This window comes from Parabacteroides sp. PF5-6, assembly GCF_029504695.1.
Taxonomy (GTDB): domain Bacteria; phylum Bacteroidota; class Bacteroidia; order Bacteroidales; family Tannerellaceae; genus QVMG01.
In genome coordinates this window covers 1-20,253 of the sequence record NZ_JAQFIN010000012.1, presented here as the reverse complement: position 1 = coordinate 20,253, position 20,253 = coordinate 1, and the positions used below count along the sequence as shown (strand labels likewise).

Sequence of the window (20,253 nt, the reverse complement as noted above, 5' to 3'; positions counted from 1 at the left end):
TCTCAGGGATTAGAGCTTTCCAGTACGGCTAATTCCTTACGGTTCGGGAGGTAAGGGATCATTCCTTCGGAGTATTTGATTTTATGGCTTCCCTTTTCATCCATATAGATCAGGTAATACTCGAATTTCTTCAGTGTATCGGCAATGCGGATGGCTTCTTTCATGCCCGAAGCCATCAGGGCCGTGGCATATCCGTCGGCGGTCATGCAGTTCTCGGCAACGATCGTGCAGCTCAGGATATCCTGTTCGGCGGGATATCCGGTAACCGGACTGATCGTATGGGCGAATTTCTTACCGTCTTTGATGTAATAGTTCTGGTAATCGCCCGAAGTGGCAATCCCTCCTTTTTTATTGAGTTGTATCACTTCTTCGATGGTAATGGCTTTGCCGGGCGTCACTTCTTCCGGTTTGCGGATCCCTACGCGCCAGCCTTGTCCTTTCGCATTTACGCCATTGATTGTCGATTCGCCGCCGATATCGACCATATAGTTCTTTATCCCGTGGCTTTCCAACATGGCGGCGACCACATCGCAGGCATATCCTTTGGCGATAGCCGAGCAGTTCAGTTGGATGCGCGGATCGTCTTTGATCACCCGGTTGCCTTCGAGGCGCACTTTCCGGTAACCGACAAATTGTTTGATGCTATCGATAAGTTGGGGAGAGACGACATCGTTCTTGGTGGTTCCGAATCCCCAGATATTGATCAATGGTCCGCTGGTGATATCGAACATACCCTCCGTATGGACGGAGATCTCCATCGCTTTATTGAATACGGTCCGGAAGTGTTCATCCGTTTCCACCTCCTCGTTGCGGTTGACTTTGGCAATGATGGCGTTCGGGTTGAAGGGGTTCAGCGACAGATTGACCTCGGCAAGCGCGGCATCGATTTCTTCCGTCATCAGTTTAGGCGCTTCATACTTGATCTGATAGAGTGTATGGAACACCGACCCGCTCTCTTCGAAATAAGAGGTGTTGCTTTGGCAGGATATAAAGAACAGGACCGATAGTCCCAGGTATACAATCTTTTTCATTTTATTACAGCAGTTAATTTGGGCAAATATCGTGAAAGCCGAACACAAAGCCAAGCTTATGTAAGCTCTGTTGAGGCGCATCCGATATGTTGCAAATGTACATAATAATTACAACATATATCCCCCTTCCATTGGAGATGTACTGTTACGGGTATAAATATCCAGGATGCCGGATGTCTTAACCGGCTCAGGCTTTATCCAGTGTTGTTTTCTTTCTTCCAGGATCCGGTTTATCTCTTCCGGACTTCTTTCTTTTTCATTCAAGCCGATGAGCTCTAACCGACGGGCGGGAATATCGATACGTATCAGATCGCCGTTTTCCACCAGCGCGATGGGTCCTCCTTCACTGGCTTCCGGCGAGACGTGGCCGATAGCGGGGCCTCTTGTGGCGCCGGAGAAGCGGCCGTCGGTGATTAATGCAATGGTTTCGATCAGTTCCGGATCGGAAGCGATTGCCTCGGTGGTGTAGAACATCTCCGGCATACCGCTGCCTTTCGGCCCTTCATAGCGGATGATGACGGCTTCGCCCGGGTGGATCTCTTTCCGGAGTACAGCTTGCAGCGCATCTTCTTCTTTGTTGAATACGCGGGCGATCAATGTCGTTTGTAAAAGCTTCGGAGAGATAGCGGCATGTTTGACTACGGCACCACCGGGAGCCAGATTCCCTTTCAGGATCGCAACAGCCCCCTGTTTGTTTATCGGATTGTGGACGGGACGTATGATATCGGATGCGTTCACGTTTAGTCCCGTCAGGTAATTATGGCAGTCGGCATAGAAGGTTCCCTCTTTCAGTTTGTCTAAGTTCTCACCCAGGCTGTGGCCGGTGACGGTCATCACGTCCAGGTGCAGGAATTCGCGGATCTCTTCCATCACCGCCGGAACACCACCGGCGTACCAGAAGTATTCGCCCGGCCAGTATCCGCTCGGACGTATATCTAATAGGTAAGGGATCTTTCGGTGGATCCGGTCGAAGAGGTCGGGCTTCAGTTCCATTCCCAACTCATGGGCTATCGCCGGCAGGTGAAGTAGGCTGTTGCTGGATCCGGCAATGGCGGCATGCACCATGATGGCATTCTCAAAAGCTTCCGGAGTCATGATATCCGAGGGCTTCAGATCCAGCCGGATCAGTTCGAGGGCCTGCTCGCCTGCGCGCCGGGCAAAGGAATTGAGGTGAGGCAGGTGAGTCGGGATCAACGCCGATCCCGGCAGGGCCATGCCCAATGCTTCGGCCATGATCTGCATGGTCGAGGCCGTACCCATAAACGAACAGGCGCCGCAACTGGGACAGGCATCCCGTTTGTACACCATATATTGCTCTTCGGTAATCTCTTTCCGGGCATACTGGGCACTGTACTTGCCGATCTGTTCCAATGTGAGCAGGTTGGGACCGGCTTTCATGATACCACCCGGAACAAACAATGCCGGCATATTCAGCCGTGCGATAGCCATCAGGTGGGCAGGCACGGATTTGTCGCAGCTGGAGATAAATACGCCGGCATCGAAAGGTGTCGCTTTGACATGGATCTCCATCATGGCTGCCATGATATCACGGGAGACCAGCGAGTAGTTCATGCCGTCGTGTCCTTGTGCTTCCCCGTCGCAGATATCTGTGACGTAGTAGTTGGCGGCTTTCCCTTTGCGATCGGTTATACCCCGGTCGACCTGTTCGACCAGCCGGTCAAGGTGGGCGCTGCCCGGATGACTATGTCCGTAACTGCTTTCTACAATCACCTGGGCTTTATTTAGCTCTTCCACGCTCCACCCACTCCCTAATCGCAGGGAGTCAAGCTCCGGCGCTATCCGGCGCAATTCCTGGCTTTTCATATCTCTTCCTCTATCGTATAATTGTTACGTTGCGGAGAGTCGCGCGCAATTAGTTCGCCGATAAAACCGGTAAGGAATAATTGGGTGCCAATGATCATCGAGGTCAGCGAGATATAGAAATAGGGGGAGCTGGTGACCAGCGGGCGCAATTCTCCGTTTCCGATGATAGACACAAATTTCATCGCCAATACAATGATCAATGCAATGAAACCGATCAGGAACATCAATGTGCCCAACAGACCGAAGATATGCATCGGTTTCTTTCCGAAGCGGGAGGTAAACCATAAAGTCATCAGGTCCAGATAGCCATTGAAGAAGCGGCTGATGCCGAACTTAGTGGTTCCGTATTTACGTGCCTGATGGATGACTACCTTTTCCGTAATCTTGTTGTATCCGGCGTTCTTGGCCAGATAAGGGATGTAGCGGTGCATATCATTATAGATCTCAATGCTTTTGATCACCTCTTTCCGGTAAGCTTTCAAGCCGCAGTTGAAGTCATGCAGTTGCACTCCGGAGAATCGCCGGGCGGTGGCGTTGAATAACTTGGTCGGGATGGTTTTCGACAAGGGATCGTAACGTTTTTTCTTCCAGCCGGAGACCAGATCATAGCCCTCTTCTTTGATCATCCGGTAAAGTTCCGGTATCTCATCGGGGCTATCCTGCAGATCGGCGTCCATGGTGATGACCACATCCCCCTGGGCGCGTTGGAAGCCGCAATGCAAGCCGGGCGATTTGCCGTAGTTGCGTTTGAATTTGATCCCGTGCACGTTGGGATTCTTCTCTTTCAGTTCCTCAATGATTCTCCAGGAATCATCCGTACTGCCATCGTCTACATAGATGACTTCATACGCGAATCCGTTCTGACCCATTACCTGCTCGATCCAGGCATTCAACTCGGGAAGCGATTCCGCTTCGTTATATAAAGGAATAACTATTGATATATCCATGATATTAATTGTTTTCGTCTGTCGTTTCCGGCGGAGTGGGAGGCAGGAATGTCTCCTTTCTGCGGCTGATCACCCAGGCCACAGGCAAGGAAAAGATAATGCCATAGAAGAGATTGTTGATAATACCCTGGATCGCCATTTGTATCGGGCTGATATGGGTATTGCCGATAGCCTCCAGCATCTTCTCGTCGGCATTGGCCATTCTCAACACCTCCATCGTCTGTTCCAGTGTCTTAGCCAGGAACCCGGGCGGAGCGATATGTTGGTAAAAGAAATAATGTTCGAGTGAGACGATCAATGCCGCGAAGAAATAGACCAATACGCCAAATTGCCAGGCATGGAAAAAGCGGATGGAACCGCCGATCTCCATCTTGTATCGCCAGGTCTGATAGAAAGCCAGGATAGGCACCAAAAAGGTCAGGGTCAGATAAATGAAATTCATGAAAGCGGAAGAAATGCCAAACATGAAAAATATATACTTAAAGCACCAGAATATCCCCATCGAGAGTCCACTGCCCATCGCGATTTTCAGAAGTTCACTTCTACTTTCACTCATATTGTTTCTTTGTTTTTCAGTCTACAAAGTTACTTTATAATCGGAAGAATAACAAACGTGGAGAAGAGCAATCATGTGTCAACCGTCGGTATTTGCTGATCCAGATCTCTTATCTTTCGGAAAATACAAACAGGAGATTCAACGCCATACAGAATCTCAGATGAATTGTATCCTAGAAATTTAAGGTACTGAATAATCAAATTGAAAATTTCCTCTGCATAATCCACATTAATTTGCCTTTGAGGATTGAAGCAGATCGGTTCGTGATGTGCTATCCGATTTCGGAACACGCGTATTTTATCAAGATCTTTATATATTTGCTTTTGATTCAAGCCATGAGCCTTATTGGGGAATATTTGCAATAATGTTTTGCCTCCTAATCTATATAAATGTTTGGAAAACATAATTGTCCATGCTCCAAAACTTAACGAAGCAACCAATTTCTCATGTGTGTAAGTATTCATTCGAAGCAACTTGTCTCTTTCTCTGAATATATCATTTTTAGATGAATGTAAAAACCCATTGGTGGCTTGAGTAATTAACCAATCATTATCGAGAAATAGAGTCTTGTAATGTTCGTCGATTGCATTCCGTAAAATAATTTCTAACACTCCTAATACACCATGAAATTTCTGGCATAACTTTATGTTATACCGATACAATATCAGCGTTTTGTTTTTGTTGCCTTGACAGGCAACTTTATACTTGTTTAGTCGTGGTATAGATAATGCTTTCTCGTATTCGCTGTATTTCATGTTTTTTCGTTTTATATTCTGCGAATATAAAAATAAAGTTGTATATTTGCATTGTAATACCTCGTTGTCCCTGTTAGCAATAGCATACTTCGGGGTTTTGTTTTTTATATACAAAAAAAGGATCACCCCGTATTATTTACCACATAAAAGTTTTTACCCCGGTCTTCACCTTTCACCTCTTTACCAAGTTCCCTGTATTGATCAGCGTTTTGGGTGAAAGGTAAAGGAATACTTTAAAAAAAACGACAGACCTGGCGGCTTCCCGAAAAAGGCCGCCGGCCTTTGGAAAAACCCTGCCGGCCTTTTGGAAAACTCCGGCAGCCTTTTGGAAACGAAAACAGTCCATTCTTTTCAGGACGATACCCTTTGGGCAGTTCTTCCCCAAGCTTTCACCCAAAACGCTGATGAATACAGGGATCTGGCGACTGGTGGAAGGTGAAAGGAGGGGGTGAAACTTTTATGGGGTCAGTCTGAAAACCTGGTTGCAACAACTTAGCTCTAAGCACATAATTTAGTAAGTCTAAATAGGAAGAATGGTATGTCTGTTACTCCTCTGAATTGACTTCTAAAAGCTTTGACTTTTGCATTAAATGATTCCGCTGAGGCGTTTGTTTGCCGACTCACAAAGAAGTTCAATATAGTGTCATAATGATTAGTGAAGGTGTCAATAACAGTCTGGAAAGCATTCCCTACCAACCGACTTACCTTGTCAAACCATTTTGCCAAATTCAGTCTTGCTGCATTCTTACTACTTTTCTTATTGTAGATATTGGTCAGTTCCATGGCTACATCGTATGCCTGTTTCAATTCCGGATAAAATTCAAAGATGATATCCGCCCTCCATCTCTGTGAGGGTGTCCATTTAGTTTCATGCCTGGTTAGAATGAACTTTGCCCGTGCCAAAAGTTGTTTGCGTGTATCTCCATTAGCATACCGGAAAGGAATATATTGTTCTTTCTCTTCTCTACATTTTTTTATTTCTGCATTCTCCAAATCTCTGGCCATCCAACGGTAAGTTATGCGCAAGTCATCTAGCGCATCGTAATAAAGCTTTTGTACATGAAAACGATCGTTGGTAATGCGTGCTTTTGGGAACACCGAACGGGCTATGAGCATCATAGCAGAGGAAAGATCCAGAGTTATCTCTTCCACAAGCAGGCGTTTGTTTCGGTTAATCTTCTCAAGTACAGCGATTACCGTTTCTGCTTTTGTGCCGTGGACAGCGGCCACAAGAGTACCAGGGCCACCATGTCCATCTTTGTTGGTTAGAAAAGTGTAGACCTCACCGCTACTCAGACAGGTCTCATCCAAACTTAAATTAGGACCGATATTTTCAGGAAATAGCAGATATTCAGAGGCATGTGATAATTGATTCCACTGTCGATAATCGCTGAAATGTTCTTTATATTGACTGCTGAGTAACTTACCATTGACACCATAATGTTCGGCGATGCCTTTGATACTTTCGGCAGTACTCTCAATCCTCTTCTTTTAAAAAAGCAACGAACTCAGGGGATAATTTAGAGCCGTCTTCAGTCAAGTCATCAAAGTTATAAGTGAATATTTCACCCGTAGAGCGATCAACCCATTTACGGCGACGAATATGAAGATAGACACTACGACCGCGAATCGGAAAGTCTTGTATCGTTTTAGGTTCGGTAAAACCATAAGGACGAACAGTGCCTTTCTTATAGTCCTCACGCGACATATACTCACTCTCGTCTAACCAATACTCTAAAGTGGAGTCACTCTCACGATAATCTACAAAATTAAAATTATCGGTGATCACTTTAGGAAAAATACTTCGTAATATCTGATATTGTTTCATGCTATCAAAGGTAGTGATTTTTTAGAAATGCGGTATTATTCAGGGGATTGAACTATTGAAATTTAGCGATAGGTAATGATTTAGAAACTACTTAACCGCTTTACCCCGCTTCATTTTTCACCACTTCAAATAACTCGTTTACAAAGATAATACATTTTTCTGTATCTGCTTTAAATACACTGTTTTTGTGCTTCAAGGTTGAAAATTAATCCCTGCTTTCCGAGCTTGCGAGTGTTGCAACCGACGATTGATATTATATAACTTTCCTTCTTTGACGAATTTGGCTCCCGTTTGTTTGAACCAGAAAGATACGTTTTGCTCTACACATAAATCATGTAGCTCCATAATCCAATCGAAATTACAGGGACGGGCATCGTAGCCGGATTCTCCACCGACAACCACTTGCTCTACCCACGAGCCTATCTCATACGAGCTGAGGTCGATGCGTTCCAGAAGCGGCTCGCAAATAAGAATCTTATGCTTTATCGGGGCTTCTTTATAGATAGGCAGGCGGTAATCAGTCCGGTCTTGGTTCTCGATGGTACAACAGATCGTTACATTATCATAGCCTTCGCCCCAATCGTCGGGTAAGGATTCATTGAAGCGGTCGATACGTTTGGTAATCATCATAAATTGCAAATCGCTCCGAAGGCGTATCATCTCCCATGCTTCCTTGCGCCACTCATCGGCATCTTCGACAAAGAAGTCGGAGGTAAAACAAGTATAGACCAACGAACCCGAAGGTATCTTGTATTCGCCGTTACGCTTCTTTTGTATAGGTAGGTCGAAGTTTTTGGTTTTTGCAATAATACTGCTGTCAATACCCCGCTTTGAGTCGCCCCGATAGACGTAGCAATGCTGGCAACCTGCACTCAGCTTATGACAGCCGTGCCACAGATTCCACATCTTCGATTTCGACTCAATAATGTTTTTAGGCATATATATGGGCATTTATTCCAATCCCATCAGCATAATATAATCCTCTTCATTCTCATCAATTACCTTGAAACCTAACCGTTCATACAAACGAATCGCCGGATTTCCTTTGGTGATGCTTAATGAAACTTGTCGATAGCCATTTTCTTTCATTAGTGTTATCATTTGTTGCATCATTTCTGTGCCAATACCGTGATTGCGATATTCTTTGAAAAGGGCAATCGCTATTTCGGGTGTATGTTCGTTAATATAACCACAACCTTTCAGTTCGCCCGGAAACGTTCGTGTCCAAACCGCACCGATAGGTTTATCATCCATCAAAGCAAGCAGGCAATGGTCATCTTTCTCCGTCCCCCAATTGTTCCAATAAACCCGAACTTGTGGATAGTAGATTACCTCTTTCGGATAAGGATTCATAGGGTCGGGATGATAAATGGCTTCGTACATGAAGTCCTCCATCAAAGGGTGCTCTACCGAACGAATCGTTCTGATTAATACCTTATTTTTCAATTTTGGTGAAAATTACTGTTTTCTCTTTAAGGGATATTTTCTCAACCTCGTAACCATACAAAGTCAACTCCTTCTTGTATTTTAAGAAAGAGTGGTCTATCTTAACCCCAGAGATAGCTTCTATTTCATCAAAAGCCAGTTTAATCGTTTGTTGCCCGTCCTTTTGAATGTATTCCCAAAGCGGGCTGTATTTACTCATATTCATTTTCATACCTATAACTTATTCTTTGCCGTAACACTTCTGCTTCATCGCAAGCCTATCCAGCGTTTTTGCGATTCGTTCGACTTTCGTTTGCTCTGCCTTGGCAGAGAATATCCACTTGACGTAGTCTTGCTGTTCGCTTTCGTTGAGCGACTGATAGAATTGCAAAGCCTCCGGTTCATCGTGCAAACATAATAGAAAGTCTTCGGGAGTAACAAGCGGTTCGTCATTCGAATATAAGATAATATGTACCCAATCGCCTGCTTGTTTATTGATAGCTTTCCGAATTTCGGTTTTAACAGGAATCATCAAATTACCGTTGCCCAGAGGCATTAAATGGGAGTTGGCAACCTCAAAACCATCAATGCTACCTTTCACTTTCAGCATTCCGAAGGCTCTGTTTCCTACTTGAATATCGGGGATTTCGGCATACGTCCAACCGGATTTGCCGGAGAACTTTTCGAGTAAGTATTGTTTGTCTACTAATGGTTTCTCCATTACTTCTATTTCAACTGATACTTATCTTTCAGGGCTTGCTTCTCACCCTCATCCAACGAACGGATATAGCCTTTCAGCCGGGACAGAAGTTGATGTGCCAACGCCAGAATCTTCCAATCAACGACTTGGGAGCTTGGTCATATTTGGCTCTTATGGAGCAATTTTCACAATTATGTTGTGCCATAGTTCTATTATTTTAGATTTTCGTCTTGTGGTACAATCAGTTATTCATACCTTTTGCCGGTTGCTTCCACAATCTCTATTTCAATAACGCCTGTCGCTTTCAACATATTGTCGGGGAATGGTATTCCTGCCAGATGGGGAGTATACTTATTTACAACAGCTTTCAGCGCATTAATTTTCTTCTCGCCTTCTACTAATTTGGCATTTCCTATTATAATTACACTTTTATAGGCGGTATTCACATCGCAAGGTTTCTCGTCCAATATCAATCCTAACATCTCTTCCGTTTCAAAACAAACCTTCGGATTATTGTTGGTATTACCAATCTTCTGCCCCTTTGATAAACCATGAATGCAAATGCGATTGTTTTCATAAACGAAATGAACTGGTGTTACATACGGGTATCCATCGGAATTCTGGGTAGCCAATCTCCCTACTTTTTGCTCTTTCAAAATCTCTTCTATCTCAGAAAAAGAGATTTGATATTTTTTCATTCTTCCTTGCATATTCTGCATAATATGTATTATCTATACTCTTAGAACTGCCAACAAATTTAGTAAATCTCTGGCAAACAGCATTGATTATCTTCGAACAACACACAAAATTCCCACTTTCGTTCCTCTTTCCCATTCCTCATTTCCGGAGGGCATCCTGATCGGCTGTTCTTTTTTCGATTGGCAAAGGTATCCCAGAGATGCGATACGCCAAATTCAAGCCCTAAAGGGTTTTGCCCGAAATCTTCCTCTTTCCCTCCGGGCGAGTGTATTTAGTGCAAAAAATTTGTCTTCATCACCTCTCTGACCTTTTGCCGCCAATACGAAACAAAAAACAGCCGATCTGACGGATGCCGCAAAAAATAAAAAAAAAGTCATGGAAAAGAGAAACGATAGAACGAAACAAAAGAACAACCTCGCCTCGGGAATTAACATAAAATTGGTGCTTAGGTTAGTGTGTACGGTAGTGTGTGTATGGTTACTGACGAAAGTGAGTGCTGTTGTATGGTCGCTCATTGCTACGGTAGTTGTGTACCTGTTTGTCCGCTTACTGATTAAATGTGTCTTCCGACTTATCGGGTTGGTTATATCGGTTTTCCTTTTCCTGCTTATCGCTTCATTAATCGTAGTATTCATATTCTAAAACTTACCATCATGAACAAAGTATTTTTATTAGGTGCAAACCGTGAAATCAACAGAGACAAACAAGTAGTAGAGGTAAACCAAGTTATCCAAATGGAGGGTTACAGCTTTGACAGGTATGTAGTGTATGAAATCCGTAAGAACGATTGGGGATTGGCTTACAAACTGATTAACCTACGGACGAAGGAGTTTTTTACGACTGATATTATTCGACCTCTCAAAGAGAAATTCGGTATCGGCTACTATTACGACAGCGAGAACCCTCAGTTTATGGGCGCTCTTGAGGTGGCTAAACTTCTGCAAGAAGCAAAAGACCAAAAACAAGCGGAGGAATACGAAGCGGAACAGGAACGTTATCGCAGAGAAGAAATAAAAGCTATCGGACGTAAAAGATTAGCTGAAATTCTCCCCGACGATGCAAAGGCAGTTATTGTGGCACAGTTGAGACAGGACGATTCAGATTCATATACCGACTACTACTCATATTCAACACAAAGGGTCGTGATTTTAGGCTTTTCCAAACATACACGGGACTTGTTTTCCGAAATGCGTAAGTATGCAGCCAACTTTGAAGAAACCGCACATTTAGCAGAATACAACGAAGATTACGAACATCGGGAAAAACACAGCATGGGGGACGGTTACTATTTGGGCAAAAGTAAATACCGAGGTTGGGTAATTGAGAAAGAATCTATATATAATCGGGAACAAATTATTGAAAACTTTTCCTATACGGCAGGACAAGAGGATAATATCCGTATCAAGGGATTGCAATCCAAATCAGAGAACCCAAGTATAACAAAACAAATACAGAAAGCCGACAGCCTACAATTTGAAATCGTGGATTATTCCGAGAAAGCAATCGCCGTATTTGGAGAAACGAGACCGATTAAAGACCAACTCAAAGCATTGGGAGGGCGTTTCAATCCGAGATTATCCTATAAGGGAGGTAAAAGAGCAGGGTGGATTTTCGCCACCACTAAGAGAGCAGAATTAAACAACGTATTAAACCTAAAATAATTAGAGCCATGAAAGGAACAGATATTTTCAAGAGAACGATACATACCTATTTGGTACAACGAGCCGCAAGTGATGAACTGTTTGCAGAAAAGTATTCAAATCCACAAAAGACGATTGACGATTGTGTTACATACATTCTGAACACCGTACAGAAAAGCGGTTGCAATGGTTTTGCCGATGATGAAATCTATTCAATGGCGGTACATTATTACGATGAAGATAACATTGAAGTAGGCAAGCCGATGAATGCCCATGTAGCAGTAAACCACGTTGTGGAATTGACCGAAGAAGAAAAGGAACAGGCTCGTAAAGATGCTATACAGCGTGTGCAGAACGAAGCTTACAACAAGATGACACAACAACCCAAAAAGAGAACCAAGCAAGTAGTAGTAAATCAACCCTCTTTATTTGATTAAGTTATGAAACCGAAGAATAAATACCAAGCACGAGTTTTTGAACTAAGTAAAAAACTATCTCCCCTTACCAAAGCACAGGTAAAATGGGGTTATAAGAACTGTATCGACCATATCGGGCGACGGACGAAAAAAGGGGTTATATCTTGTTTGGAATGCGGTCATACATGGACAGATAAGACAACAGAAACACATTGCACCTGCCCGAATTGCAATACAAGGCTGATTATCAACGATACAACAAAACGAGTATTCGATGATTACCAATATTTCTGTATTGTTACCGCATCCGAAGAATTCCAGGTACTCCGTTTCTTTTATATCGACTACAAAGCCAAAGCAGGAGAAAAAGCCAGATATTTTCATTCGGAAGTAATACAACTTTGGATTGACAATAAAGGCAAGCATACAACTATTGCAAAATTAAGACCCATATTTTGCTTTAATAATACATGGAACTTTAGCAGTAACCTCGAAATACGTCCGAACAAGAACTTTTACAACGCACTCCCGACAGCTACCTACCCACGTATGAAGTTAATCCCCGAAATAAAACAGAGTGGATTTACAGGCGACTTTCATAAACTGACACCGTTTGACTTGTTCCATTATATCGTAACCGAGAACAAAGCGGAAACCCTGTTAAAAGCAAAGGAAGTGAAGTTGTTACAATACTTTGCCTACCATACCTCACGGAGTATTGCCGATTATTGGGCATCTATCCGTATTTGCATCCGAAACGGATACAACATTGATGATGTTACGATGTGGTGCGATTACATTGATTTACTCCGCTTTTTTGGTAAAGACCTGCATAATGCGCATTACGTTTGCCCTACCGACCTTAAAGCCGAACATGATAAATATGTAGAGAAGAAAAGAGCGTATATCGAGCGGGAACGCAAGGAAGAAGCCAAACAGCAAGCTTTAAAAGATGAAGCCGTATTCCAAGAACTGAAATCTAAATTCTTCGGCATTCAGTTTACGGACGGAGTAATCCAAGTTAGGGTACTCGAAAGCGTTACCGAAATAATGCAGGAGGGCGATGCGCTACATCACTGTGTCTTCACAAATGACTATCATTTGAAACCCGATAGCCTTATTCTATCCGCTTGCATTGATGGAGAACGAATTGAAACCGTTGAATTATCCTTATCCAAATTAAAGGTAGTTCAATCGAGGGGCGTATGTAACAAGAATACGGAACACCACGATAGGATTATCAAACTTGTAAATAAGAATATATCACTCATTAATAAAAGAATAGCAGTATGAAAACAACAGAAGTAAACGAGAATTTAATCGGCAAGTATTGCCACATTTTGGGCGACTTAGAAAATGGCTTTTTTAACGGAAAGCCATATATCTGCCACGAAAGTATCACACGAGTTATCACTCGCATAACTGATACCCATGTCATTTGCGAATGTGGCAGGAAATTCTTGAAAAACGAAAACTTAGAGATTGTTGAACGATAGTAACCATAGGGCGGAGCAATCCGCCCACAACATCCAAAGCAATGAAATTGAAAATAAATAAAGCAAACACAACCTGCACAATCAGCGGACTGACTCCTCTTGAAGTAGATGTAATGTTGGCAGTTGTTGATACCGCCAACAGGCGATGTTTTCGGGAGCAGGAAAATAGCGGAGAATGGTATAGCAACGATGATTTTATATTACTCCTTACCAATGAACAACGCAAAGCGTTGGCAAAGATAGGCGAAGAAATACAGCGGATTTATAACAGCTAATAAGTAATATCATGGCACAGGAAAAAATGGACGATTGGATGCAGTATGCGAAAGACCTTGCAAAAGCGGAACGAGAACTGGGTATTGAACATTGGGTATATATCACTTTTGAAATTCGCCACGAGGACAGAAGCCGGGAAGTCTTACACAAAATAGACATCCCCCGTGATATGTTAGACCGTTGGCGGTGGCTTATAGAATGGCGTAAGGCAAAGTTAGTGTGCAAATATCCGAGAAAAAGAGTTCAGATATGTCATTGTTATTATGACAAGCGTACAGGCTTACAGACTGGTTTTGATTTTTTGTTAGGTAAAGTCGCATCGGCAAAAGCACAGATTACCAAAGTCGAAAGAGCCATTGCCCGATATATTGACTACAAAAAACACAATGACCTGTTTTTCAATATAGATACGGACGAACAGTTATTGAAGGCTTACGGCAAATTAGAACAGAAGAAAGTAAATTATCAAAAAATGTATGCCATGTTACAGGAAGAAGTTAAGAAACATAAGGAGAACAGCAATAGATACAAACTATTTATCGGCTTCAATAAATTAGGCGAGTTCGGCACAATCAGCGAAGCCAAGAAACACGCCAACGATAGCGGATTATCAGGCGTTTTTAACCTGATTGGCGACAAGTATCAAGACAGTTGGTATGTCTCCGAAATAAAGTAACCAAAGGGCGGATTTTTCCGCCCGACTTCTTTTTACAGTGAGCCTGAGCGGTCAAAAAAGAAGCAAAAAACCAAAAGAAAAACGATAGTTTTTCTCATACTTTTCCTAAAATAAAGCTTATCACCTGATGTGATATACATTCAGTTTCTACTCCTTTACCCTTTAATCATAGTAAGCAACATCTTAAACTGTTTGCTTGCATACAAAGCATGAGGAATACCCGCAGGCATAATTACATACTGACCTGTAACCAGCACTAACGGTTTGCCTGCTATTGAAATTTCAGCTTCTCCATCTAAAATTTCTACCATAGCATCAAACGGTGCAGTATGTTCGCTTAATCCCTGTCCTTTATCGAACGAAAAGAGGGTTATGTTTCCAGCATCATTTTTCAATACCTGTTTACTGATAACACCACCGGTTGAGTATTCAACCATTTCTGCCATATTTAGGATGGCTCCTTTTTCAAATAACTCATTCATAACCTATTGTTGTTTTTATTCCCATTCGCCGGAGCAGGCACATTTAGGCATTTCTTTTTTTAATATCTGTGTAATGTAAAATTCGGAAAACTTATTCTTAATCTCAAACCTCGTTCGGAGAAACTGGTCTTTAATAAATTCCGGTGTACCTTCCGCTTTCGACGGATCACGAAAGCCGAAGTGCAAGCGTTGTTCCACCTTTCCAATAAAAACAGGACAGGTTTCATTGGCTTCATCACAAACGGTTATTACATAATCCCACGCTTGATTGATATACTCCCTGACATCATGCGGAGTATGGTTACTAATATCCACTCCGGCTTCAGCCATTACTTCGATAGCCATCGAGTTTACTTCCTTTGCAGGTTCTGTTCCCGCTGAATAAACTTCAATCCCTTTATCAAACGATTGTAGGAAACCGTGAGCCATTTGGCTGCGACAGCTATTTCCTGTACATAAAATCAATATTTTCATTGTGTTGTATTCTTAAAAAAATGTTCCATAAACCAGACCGGAGATAGTAGCCATAATGATTACCAATGTTACATAGACAACCGTCTTTTGCGTACCCATAACACCCCGTATAACGAGCATATTCGGTAAAGAAAGCGAAGGGCCTGCCAGAAGCAGAGCTAATGCCGGTCCTTTTCCCATACCGGAAGCAAGCAAGCCTTGAATAATCGGTACTTCGGTCAATGTGGCGAAATACATGAACGCTCCTGTAAAACTGGCAAAGAAGTTCGACAATAGAGAGTTTCCACCAACTGCCCATTCAATCCATTCATTGGGTATCACACCCGCAATCGCAGTATTATCGTGGGTAGAACCAAGCAGGAAACCTGCCGTAACCACTCCGATAGCAAGTAACGGCATTATCTGTTTGGCGAATCCCCAAGCTGATAGTGTCCATTCTTTGTTTTCGGGATCGCGTTTATCGAACAACGTCATAAGTGATAGTGAAACAATACCGACTACCATCGGAACAAGCGGAACCAGTTTTGGGTTCGGCACGAATTGATATGCCAGAAACGCAGATAACCCAGTAACTAAAGTACCTGCCACTACCCATTGCCATTTAATCTTTAATATGGCTATCAGGGAATAGGCAAGCATAAGAGCCAATAGCCCTGTGATATACCATTTATAAGTAAAGATATAGAACCATATACTTGAAGTATCATCGGCAGCTGGAGCGCCCCAATTAGCAAAGACAAGGATAAATACCAACGTAAAGAAATGAAACATAGTTTTCGACATCGGGCGTTTAGCAGGAGGAGCTTCGATATTCATTAGTTCTTCTTTTTTCGCTTTTTCCTCTTTACGATAGATAAACGACATCACCAGTCCGATAATAACCGAAAATGTAACTGCCCCAATCATACGGGCAATGCCCATTTCCACCCCAAGAATACGCCATGTGAGAATAATAGACAGAATGCTGATTGCTGGTCCTGAATACAGGAATGCAATAGCAGGCCCTAATCCGGCTCCACGTTTGTAGATACTGGTAAACAATGGCAGAATAGTGCAGGAGCATACCGCCAGAATAGCACCCGAAACGGCAGCAACTGTGTAGGATAACCATTTTTTAGCGTTTGCTCCAAAATACTTCAATACCGCACCCTGACTGATAAAAACGGCTATCACGCCTGCGATAAAGAAAGCAGGCAGAAGGCACATGACAACGTGTTCCTGTGCGTACCATTTCGATAAGTCGAGTGTCGAATCAATTGCTGTCATAAACCGCTCACTTCCCAACGGCAGGAAAAATACTCCGGCAAAAATGACAACCATCCAAAGAAGGATTTTCAACTCTTTTTTAGTTTCCATGTGTAACGTTGTTATACTCCCAATAACTTGCGGATTTCGCTTTCGGAAGGTACATGACCTTTGATTTTCACTTCGCCGTCGACAACTATGCCCGGCAAACTCATCACGTTATATTTCATGATTTCCATAATATCTTCCTGCTTAGTAAGATTTATGTCCAGATTGTTTTCTTCAATTACTTTCTTTACTGTTTCGTAGGTTGTTTTACATTTGGCACAACCTGTACCCAATACGATGATTTCCATATCTTGATATATTAAAATTGTTCCTAAATACTTGTTATGACGTAATAAATCCCAACCATGATAAATACGGCAGCGACTATACGCTTAAACCATTTTTGAAAGACATTCATTTTATTGTAGAACTTCCCAACATTGCTGACACTGTATGCCAATAGCCATGCTATGATGATAACGGGTAATCCTGTCGCTATGGCAAATACAGGAGGAAGTAATAGCCCTGACGGACTGGCGATAGTTATAGGAATCAGACCGCCGAAATAAAGTACCCCGCTATAAGGGCAAAAGGCGAGTGCAAATAATAATCCGAGTAAAAAAGCATCAAGATAGTTTTTCTTTCCTTCTTTCTTTTCAAGTTTAGAAGTGAGCTTCCCCATTCCCGGAATATTCCATTTGATTACGTCAAGCATCAAAATTCCGATTACTATAAGTGCTATACCCAACCACATACCACCGATATTTTGTAATAGCCGTGCTATCTGAAACTGGCTCGCACCAAAATAAAATATAAGTCCGAGTGCTGTATAAGTGAACATCCGTCCAAGCGTATAGAACAATCCGTTGAATAACACACGGTGTTTCACTCCTATATCTTTGCTCAAATAGGCGGTTGCTGTGATGTTCGTCGCCAACGGACAAGGACTAATGGCGGTCATTAAGCCTAATACGAACGCTGTTAGTATCGGCCAGTTTGATCCATCGACAAGATTTTGTAAAAACTCCATCATAACCTTTTATCGACTTCGGTTTTAATAAGGTCTTTAAGGTTTTCAGGACTATTCACAGCGTTGGCAAATGCCTTGTCGGTAATATCGATGGAGTTGTCCCCTTTAGTGATTATGAGGGCATTCCACGTTACTTCATACTTTTCTACGAGCGAAGCATTTTGTTCTTCATCAGTCTTTACTTCAATGAATTTTACATGTGAATTGTCTGCATAAAGTTCTTTAATGGTCTTTTCCGTTACATCACCAACTGCAATACAGGTTTTACAACGCTGTTTACCGTGGAAATAGTAAACATTTACAGTGGAAGCATCAGCAAACTGCGTTTTGGTTTCCGTTACACCGGATGATTCCTGATTGTTTTTTTGTGTTTTACCACCACAAGCGGTCAGTAATAAGACCAGTAATCCGAATAGAATACTTTTTTTCATGTTGATTGTTTTTTGAATTATCGTTTAACTTTATATCTCCTGTTCGTAGTTCGTAATTCAACGAATATTTCAGGCAAAAAAATAGCTGTCAACAGCCACCTTTCGATGTGGCGACACTTTCTATAAATCCGCCTAACAGTTCTTTTACCAAAGCCCAATTTTCTTTATTGATACAATACTTAACTGTTGGAGGTGTAATCTCTCCCTGTATCAATCCCGCATCTTTCAGTTCATTCAAATGTTGCGATAGGGTACTTTTGGCAATAGGCAGTAACTCCGACATATCTCCGTGAAAACAGCATGTCTGGCTGGCAAGCATCTGGAGTATCGCAATCCGTATGGGATGTCCCATTGCTTTAGCAAAACGTGCTATCTGTTCCTGTTCCTTTGTAAGTTCTTGCTTTTGCATTGCTTTATTATTTTCAGTTCGCAAATATACGAATAGATTTTTAATTCGCAAGATTACGAATGGTGTTTTTGCTATTATGAGGTTTTCATGAGTTGAATTATAAATGTAGGTCATACAAAACGGAGATATGCTGCTAATAGTTATTCGGGAAAGAAATAGTATCTTTACACAAAGTTTATCCCATAAAACTATGGCTGAAGTATTTTACGATATAACCCATCTGAGCACTGATGAACTTCGGGAGCTGTTTACCTCCTACCGTAAACTTGGTTGGATAGATTATGAATACGAAGTATTAGATGAGAATAACCCTCCGGTACAGAAGCTTTCGGATGTCGAGATTATTTTTAATATTGAAGCCGATAAAGAAGGGAACTATTTCGTCTTTATGCTCAACCACGAAGATGAGGAAGACGGTGTGATGATTGGTTTCCGGCTAAGTTATCATGAAAATCTATTCGCTTACCTGCATCTTCCTCCTAAATACCTGAAAGAACTTATCGATAAATATGCACTGGTAAGTAAGGGTACGAATGTAGAAAACTTGACTATTGAGCAGTTCCTGATAAAGCAAGCAACGAGTGGTAGTTCATTGAATTAGGAAATCTCCACTGTCAATATGTCAATTACTTTGTTTGGCATATACTTTGTTACATCAACTGTAATATCTAATAATGTCATTAGATTGTAAAACAATAATATTATGAGAAACATAACGTTGATTGAAGGAATCAAAGGAGCAGGTGGAAAATCCTCTCCTCGTTGACCCCTGTTCGCCAATCAAAACTGATCCTCTCTGCCAATTGAAATTGCCCCCGTTTGCCAATTGAAATTGCCCCCTCGAAAGAGTCATTTGTTAGTTGTTATTGAGCCTTCTTAAAGTTGTTCCTTTAAACAGATTTTAAGAAAACATGATTTATGGCCAATAAACAAATTAGTATGCAAAAGATTCGACAAGTGCTGCGTTGTTATGCACAAGGAAAAGGGACTAAAGCCATGAGTAGTATGCTCAGTATGTCCCGTAACACAATCAAAAAGTATCTTCAAAAGTTCCAGACATTGGAATTGAGCTATGAAGAAGCATTGGAACTTAGCGACAGTGAACTGGCAGAACTATTCCATGAGAAGCCCTCAGAGGAGATTGTATGTAAACGTCAACAGGATTTGGAGAAACTGCTTCCATCTTACTGTAAACGTCTTAAACGAAAAGGAGTTACCCGTGAGATGCTACACGCGGAATACCTCACTCTTCACCCTGACGGCTACGCCCGTTCCCGCTTTAACAGTTACATTCAGCGTTATGAACAGCGTTCCCGCCCCATCATGCACCTGGAACATAAAGCGGGCGATAAAGTCTTCATTGACTTTGCCGGCAAGAAGCTTTCTCTTGTGGACCGTTCCACCGGTGAGATTAGCGAAGTAGAGGTTTTTGTAGCCATTCTCCCTTGTAGCCAGCTCACTTATGTAGAAGCGGTCCATAGCCAAAAGAAGGAAGATTTGATTACAGCCTGTGAGCATGCATTCTTCTATTTTGAAGGTGTACCTCAAGCCATTGTGCCGGACAACCTCAAGGCGGCCGTGACTAAGAGCAGTAAGTATGAAGCGATTATCAATGATGACTTTGCATCCTTCGCCGAACATTACGGCTGCACAGTTATCCCCACACGTGCTTACAAACCACGTGACAAAGCACTGGTAGAAGGGGCCGTAAAACTCATCTATCGCAGTATCTATACTCGACTTGAAGACCGGGTGTTCCATGATCTGACTTTAGTACTGATGCGTTAAAAATTTGAATTAAATAAATCCAATTGCTCTTTGACATTTTGTTTTGAATTGACTTGAAATTCGGTAAGCAGTTCTCT

At 42.3% G+C, this 20,253-nt stretch carries 27 protein-coding genes; 8 read left to right on the top strand and 19 right to left on the bottom strand.

Going from position 1 to position 20,253, the window contains the following annotated elements; all coding sequences use genetic code 11:
* Positions 1-2 precede the first annotated feature (2 nt).
* The 12 genes from M2133_RS12685 to M2133_RS12630 form a co-directional block, all read right to left on the bottom strand.
* Positions 3-1,031 (bottom strand): FAD:protein FMN transferase, encoded by a 1,029-nt coding sequence (locus M2133_RS12685; protein WP_277466541.1) that lies wholly within the window; start codon positions 1,029-1,031, stop codon positions 3-5.
* A 108-nt stretch (positions 1,032-1,139) separates the two neighbouring features.
* Positions 1,140-2,855: a dihydroxy-acid dehydratase gene (gene ilvD / locus M2133_RS12680; protein WP_277466540.1), complete on the bottom strand. Its 1,716-nt coding sequence runs from the start codon at positions 2,853-2,855 to the stop codon at positions 1,140-1,142.
* Entirely contained in the window at positions 2,852-3,802 is a 951-nt protein-coding gene (locus M2133_RS12675; protein WP_277466539.1) for a glycosyltransferase, read from the bottom strand. Before M2133_RS12675 ends, ilvD begins: the two co-directional genes overlap by 4 nt.
* 4 nt (positions 3,803-3,806) lie before the next feature.
* Positions 3,807-4,358 carry a DUF4199 domain-containing protein gene (locus M2133_RS12670; RefSeq protein WP_277466538.1) on the bottom strand — a complete coding sequence of 184 codons (552 nt, stop codon included), beginning with the start codon at positions 4,356-4,358 and terminating at the stop codon, positions 3,807-3,809.
* 71 nt (positions 4,359-4,429) lie between these two features.
* On the bottom strand, positions 4,430-5,113 hold the full coding sequence (locus tag M2133_RS12665) for a hypothetical protein (RefSeq protein ID WP_277466537.1): 684 nt from the start codon (positions 5,111-5,113) through the stop codon (positions 4,430-4,432).
* A gap of 498 nt (positions 5,114-5,611) precedes the next feature.
* Positions 5,612-6,424, bottom strand: coding sequence for a transposase (locus M2133_RS12660; RefSeq protein ID WP_277466536.1), 813 nt, complete (start codon positions 6,422-6,424; stop codon positions 5,612-5,614).
* A gap of 166 nt (positions 6,425-6,590) precedes the next feature.
* Positions 6,591-6,941: a transposase family protein gene (locus tag M2133_RS12655; protein WP_277466535.1), complete on the bottom strand. Its 351-nt coding sequence runs from the start codon at positions 6,939-6,941 to the stop codon at positions 6,591-6,593.
* Between the two features lie 192 nt (positions 6,942-7,133).
* Positions 7,134-7,880, bottom strand: coding sequence for a DUF5131 family protein (locus M2133_RS12650; RefSeq protein ID WP_277466533.1), 747 nt, complete (start codon positions 7,878-7,880; stop codon positions 7,134-7,136).
* A gap of 12 nt (positions 7,881-7,892) precedes the next feature.
* The gene (locus M2133_RS12645) at positions 7,893-8,324 is read right to left on the bottom strand and encodes a GNAT family N-acetyltransferase (protein ID WP_277466532.1); all 432 of its coding nucleotides are present in this window, start codon (positions 8,322-8,324) and stop codon (positions 7,893-7,895) included.
* A gap of 52 nt (positions 8,325-8,376) precedes the next feature.
* A complete protein-coding gene (locus M2133_RS12640) occupies positions 8,377-8,586 on the bottom strand; it encodes a hypothetical protein (protein ID WP_277466531.1) in 210 nt (69 codons plus the stop codon).
* A 21-nt stretch (positions 8,587-8,607) separates the two neighbouring features.
* Complete coding sequence (locus M2133_RS12635) at positions 8,608-9,087, bottom strand: YdeI/OmpD-associated family protein (RefSeq protein ID WP_277466530.1); 480 nt, start codon at positions 9,085-9,087, stop codon at positions 8,608-8,610.
* Between the two features lie 224 nt (positions 9,088-9,311).
* A complete protein-coding gene (locus M2133_RS12630; RefSeq protein ID WP_277466528.1) occupies positions 9,312-9,764 on the bottom strand; it encodes a pyridoxamine 5'-phosphate oxidase family protein in 453 nt (150 codons plus the stop codon).
* 654 nt (positions 9,765-10,418) lie between these two features.
* Here M2133_RS12630 and M2133_RS12625 point away from each other — a divergent pair.
* From M2133_RS12625 to M2133_RS12600, 6 genes are read left to right on the top strand one after another with little or no spacing between them, the layout of a single operon-like run.
* Positions 10,419-11,426, top strand: coding sequence for a fusion protein (locus M2133_RS12625; protein ID WP_277466527.1), 1,008 nt, complete (start codon positions 10,419-10,421; stop codon positions 11,424-11,426).
* 8 nt (positions 11,427-11,434) lie between these two features.
* Positions 11,435-11,842 carry a PcfK-like family protein gene (locus tag M2133_RS12620; protein ID WP_277466525.1) on the top strand — a complete coding sequence of 136 codons (408 nt, stop codon included), beginning with the start codon at positions 11,435-11,437 and terminating at the stop codon, positions 11,840-11,842.
* A gap of 3 nt (positions 11,843-11,845) precedes the next feature.
* A complete protein-coding gene (locus tag M2133_RS12615; RefSeq protein ID WP_277466524.1) occupies positions 11,846-13,114 on the top strand; it encodes a PcfJ domain-containing protein in 1,269 nt (422 codons plus the stop codon).
* A complete protein-coding gene (locus tag M2133_RS12610) occupies positions 13,111-13,317 on the top strand; it encodes a hypothetical protein (protein ID WP_163307271.1) in 207 nt (68 codons plus the stop codon). The genes M2133_RS12615 and M2133_RS12610 overlap by 4 nt, the downstream gene beginning before the upstream one ends.
* 41 nt (positions 13,318-13,358) lie before the next feature.
* Positions 13,359-13,592: a hypothetical protein gene (locus M2133_RS12605; RefSeq protein ID WP_277466520.1), complete on the top strand. Its 234-nt coding sequence runs from the start codon at positions 13,359-13,361 to the stop codon at positions 13,590-13,592.
* 11 nt (positions 13,593-13,603) lie between these two features.
* Positions 13,604-14,269, top strand: coding sequence for a hypothetical protein (locus M2133_RS12600; protein ID WP_277466518.1), 666 nt, complete (start codon positions 13,604-13,606; stop codon positions 14,267-14,269).
* Between the two features lie 155 nt (positions 14,270-14,424).
* On the opposite strand, the gene M2133_RS12595 is transcribed toward M2133_RS12600, so the two are convergent.
* From M2133_RS12595 to M2133_RS12565, 7 genes are all read right to left on the bottom strand, one after another.
* Positions 14,425-14,751 (bottom strand): cupin domain-containing protein, encoded by a 327-nt coding sequence (locus M2133_RS12595; protein ID WP_277466517.1) that lies wholly within the window; start codon positions 14,749-14,751, stop codon positions 14,425-14,427.
* Between the two features lie 15 nt (positions 14,752-14,766).
* The gene (locus tag M2133_RS12590; RefSeq protein WP_277466516.1) at positions 14,767-15,225 is read right to left on the bottom strand and encodes an arsenate reductase ArsC; all 459 of its coding nucleotides are present in this window, start codon (positions 15,223-15,225) and stop codon (positions 14,767-14,769) included.
* Between the two features lie 12 nt (positions 15,226-15,237).
* The gene (locus tag M2133_RS12585) at positions 15,238-16,581 is read right to left on the bottom strand and encodes a permease (protein WP_277466515.1); all 1,344 of its coding nucleotides are present in this window, start codon (positions 16,579-16,581) and stop codon (positions 15,238-15,240) included.
* Between the two features lie 11 nt (positions 16,582-16,592).
* Positions 16,593-16,826 carry a thioredoxin family protein gene (locus M2133_RS12580; RefSeq protein WP_277466513.1) on the bottom strand — a complete coding sequence of 78 codons (234 nt, stop codon included), beginning with the start codon at positions 16,824-16,826 and terminating at the stop codon, positions 16,593-16,595.
* A 23-nt stretch (positions 16,827-16,849) separates the two neighbouring features.
* The gene (locus M2133_RS12575) at positions 16,850-17,548 is read right to left on the bottom strand and encodes an aromatic aminobenezylarsenical efflux permease ArsG family transporter (RefSeq protein WP_277466609.1); all 699 of its coding nucleotides are present in this window, start codon (positions 17,546-17,548) and stop codon (positions 16,850-16,852) included.
* Positions 17,548-17,979 (bottom strand): nitrophenyl compound nitroreductase subunit ArsF family protein, encoded by a 432-nt coding sequence (locus tag M2133_RS12570; RefSeq protein ID WP_277466511.1) that lies wholly within the window; start codon positions 17,977-17,979, stop codon positions 17,548-17,550. Before M2133_RS12570 ends, M2133_RS12575 begins: the two co-directional genes overlap by 1 nt.
* Before the next feature lie 88 nt (positions 17,980-18,067).
* Positions 18,068-18,388, bottom strand: coding sequence for a winged helix-turn-helix domain-containing protein (locus M2133_RS12565; protein ID WP_163318288.1), 321 nt, complete (start codon positions 18,386-18,388; stop codon positions 18,068-18,070).
* A gap of 190 nt (positions 18,389-18,578) precedes the next feature.
* On the opposite strand from M2133_RS12565, the gene M2133_RS12560 reads away from it, so the two are divergent.
* Together M2133_RS12560 and istA are read left to right on the top strand one after the other, a co-directional pair.
* Positions 18,579-18,989, top strand: coding sequence for a hypothetical protein (locus M2133_RS12560; protein WP_277466510.1), 411 nt, complete (start codon positions 18,579-18,581; stop codon positions 18,987-18,989).
* A gap of 317 nt (positions 18,990-19,306) precedes the next feature.
* On the top strand, positions 19,307-20,176 hold the full coding sequence (istA, locus tag M2133_RS12555; RefSeq protein WP_277466509.1) for an IS21 family transposase: 870 nt from the start codon (positions 19,307-19,309) through the stop codon (positions 20,174-20,176).
* Positions 20,177-20,253: the final 77 nt, after the last annotated feature.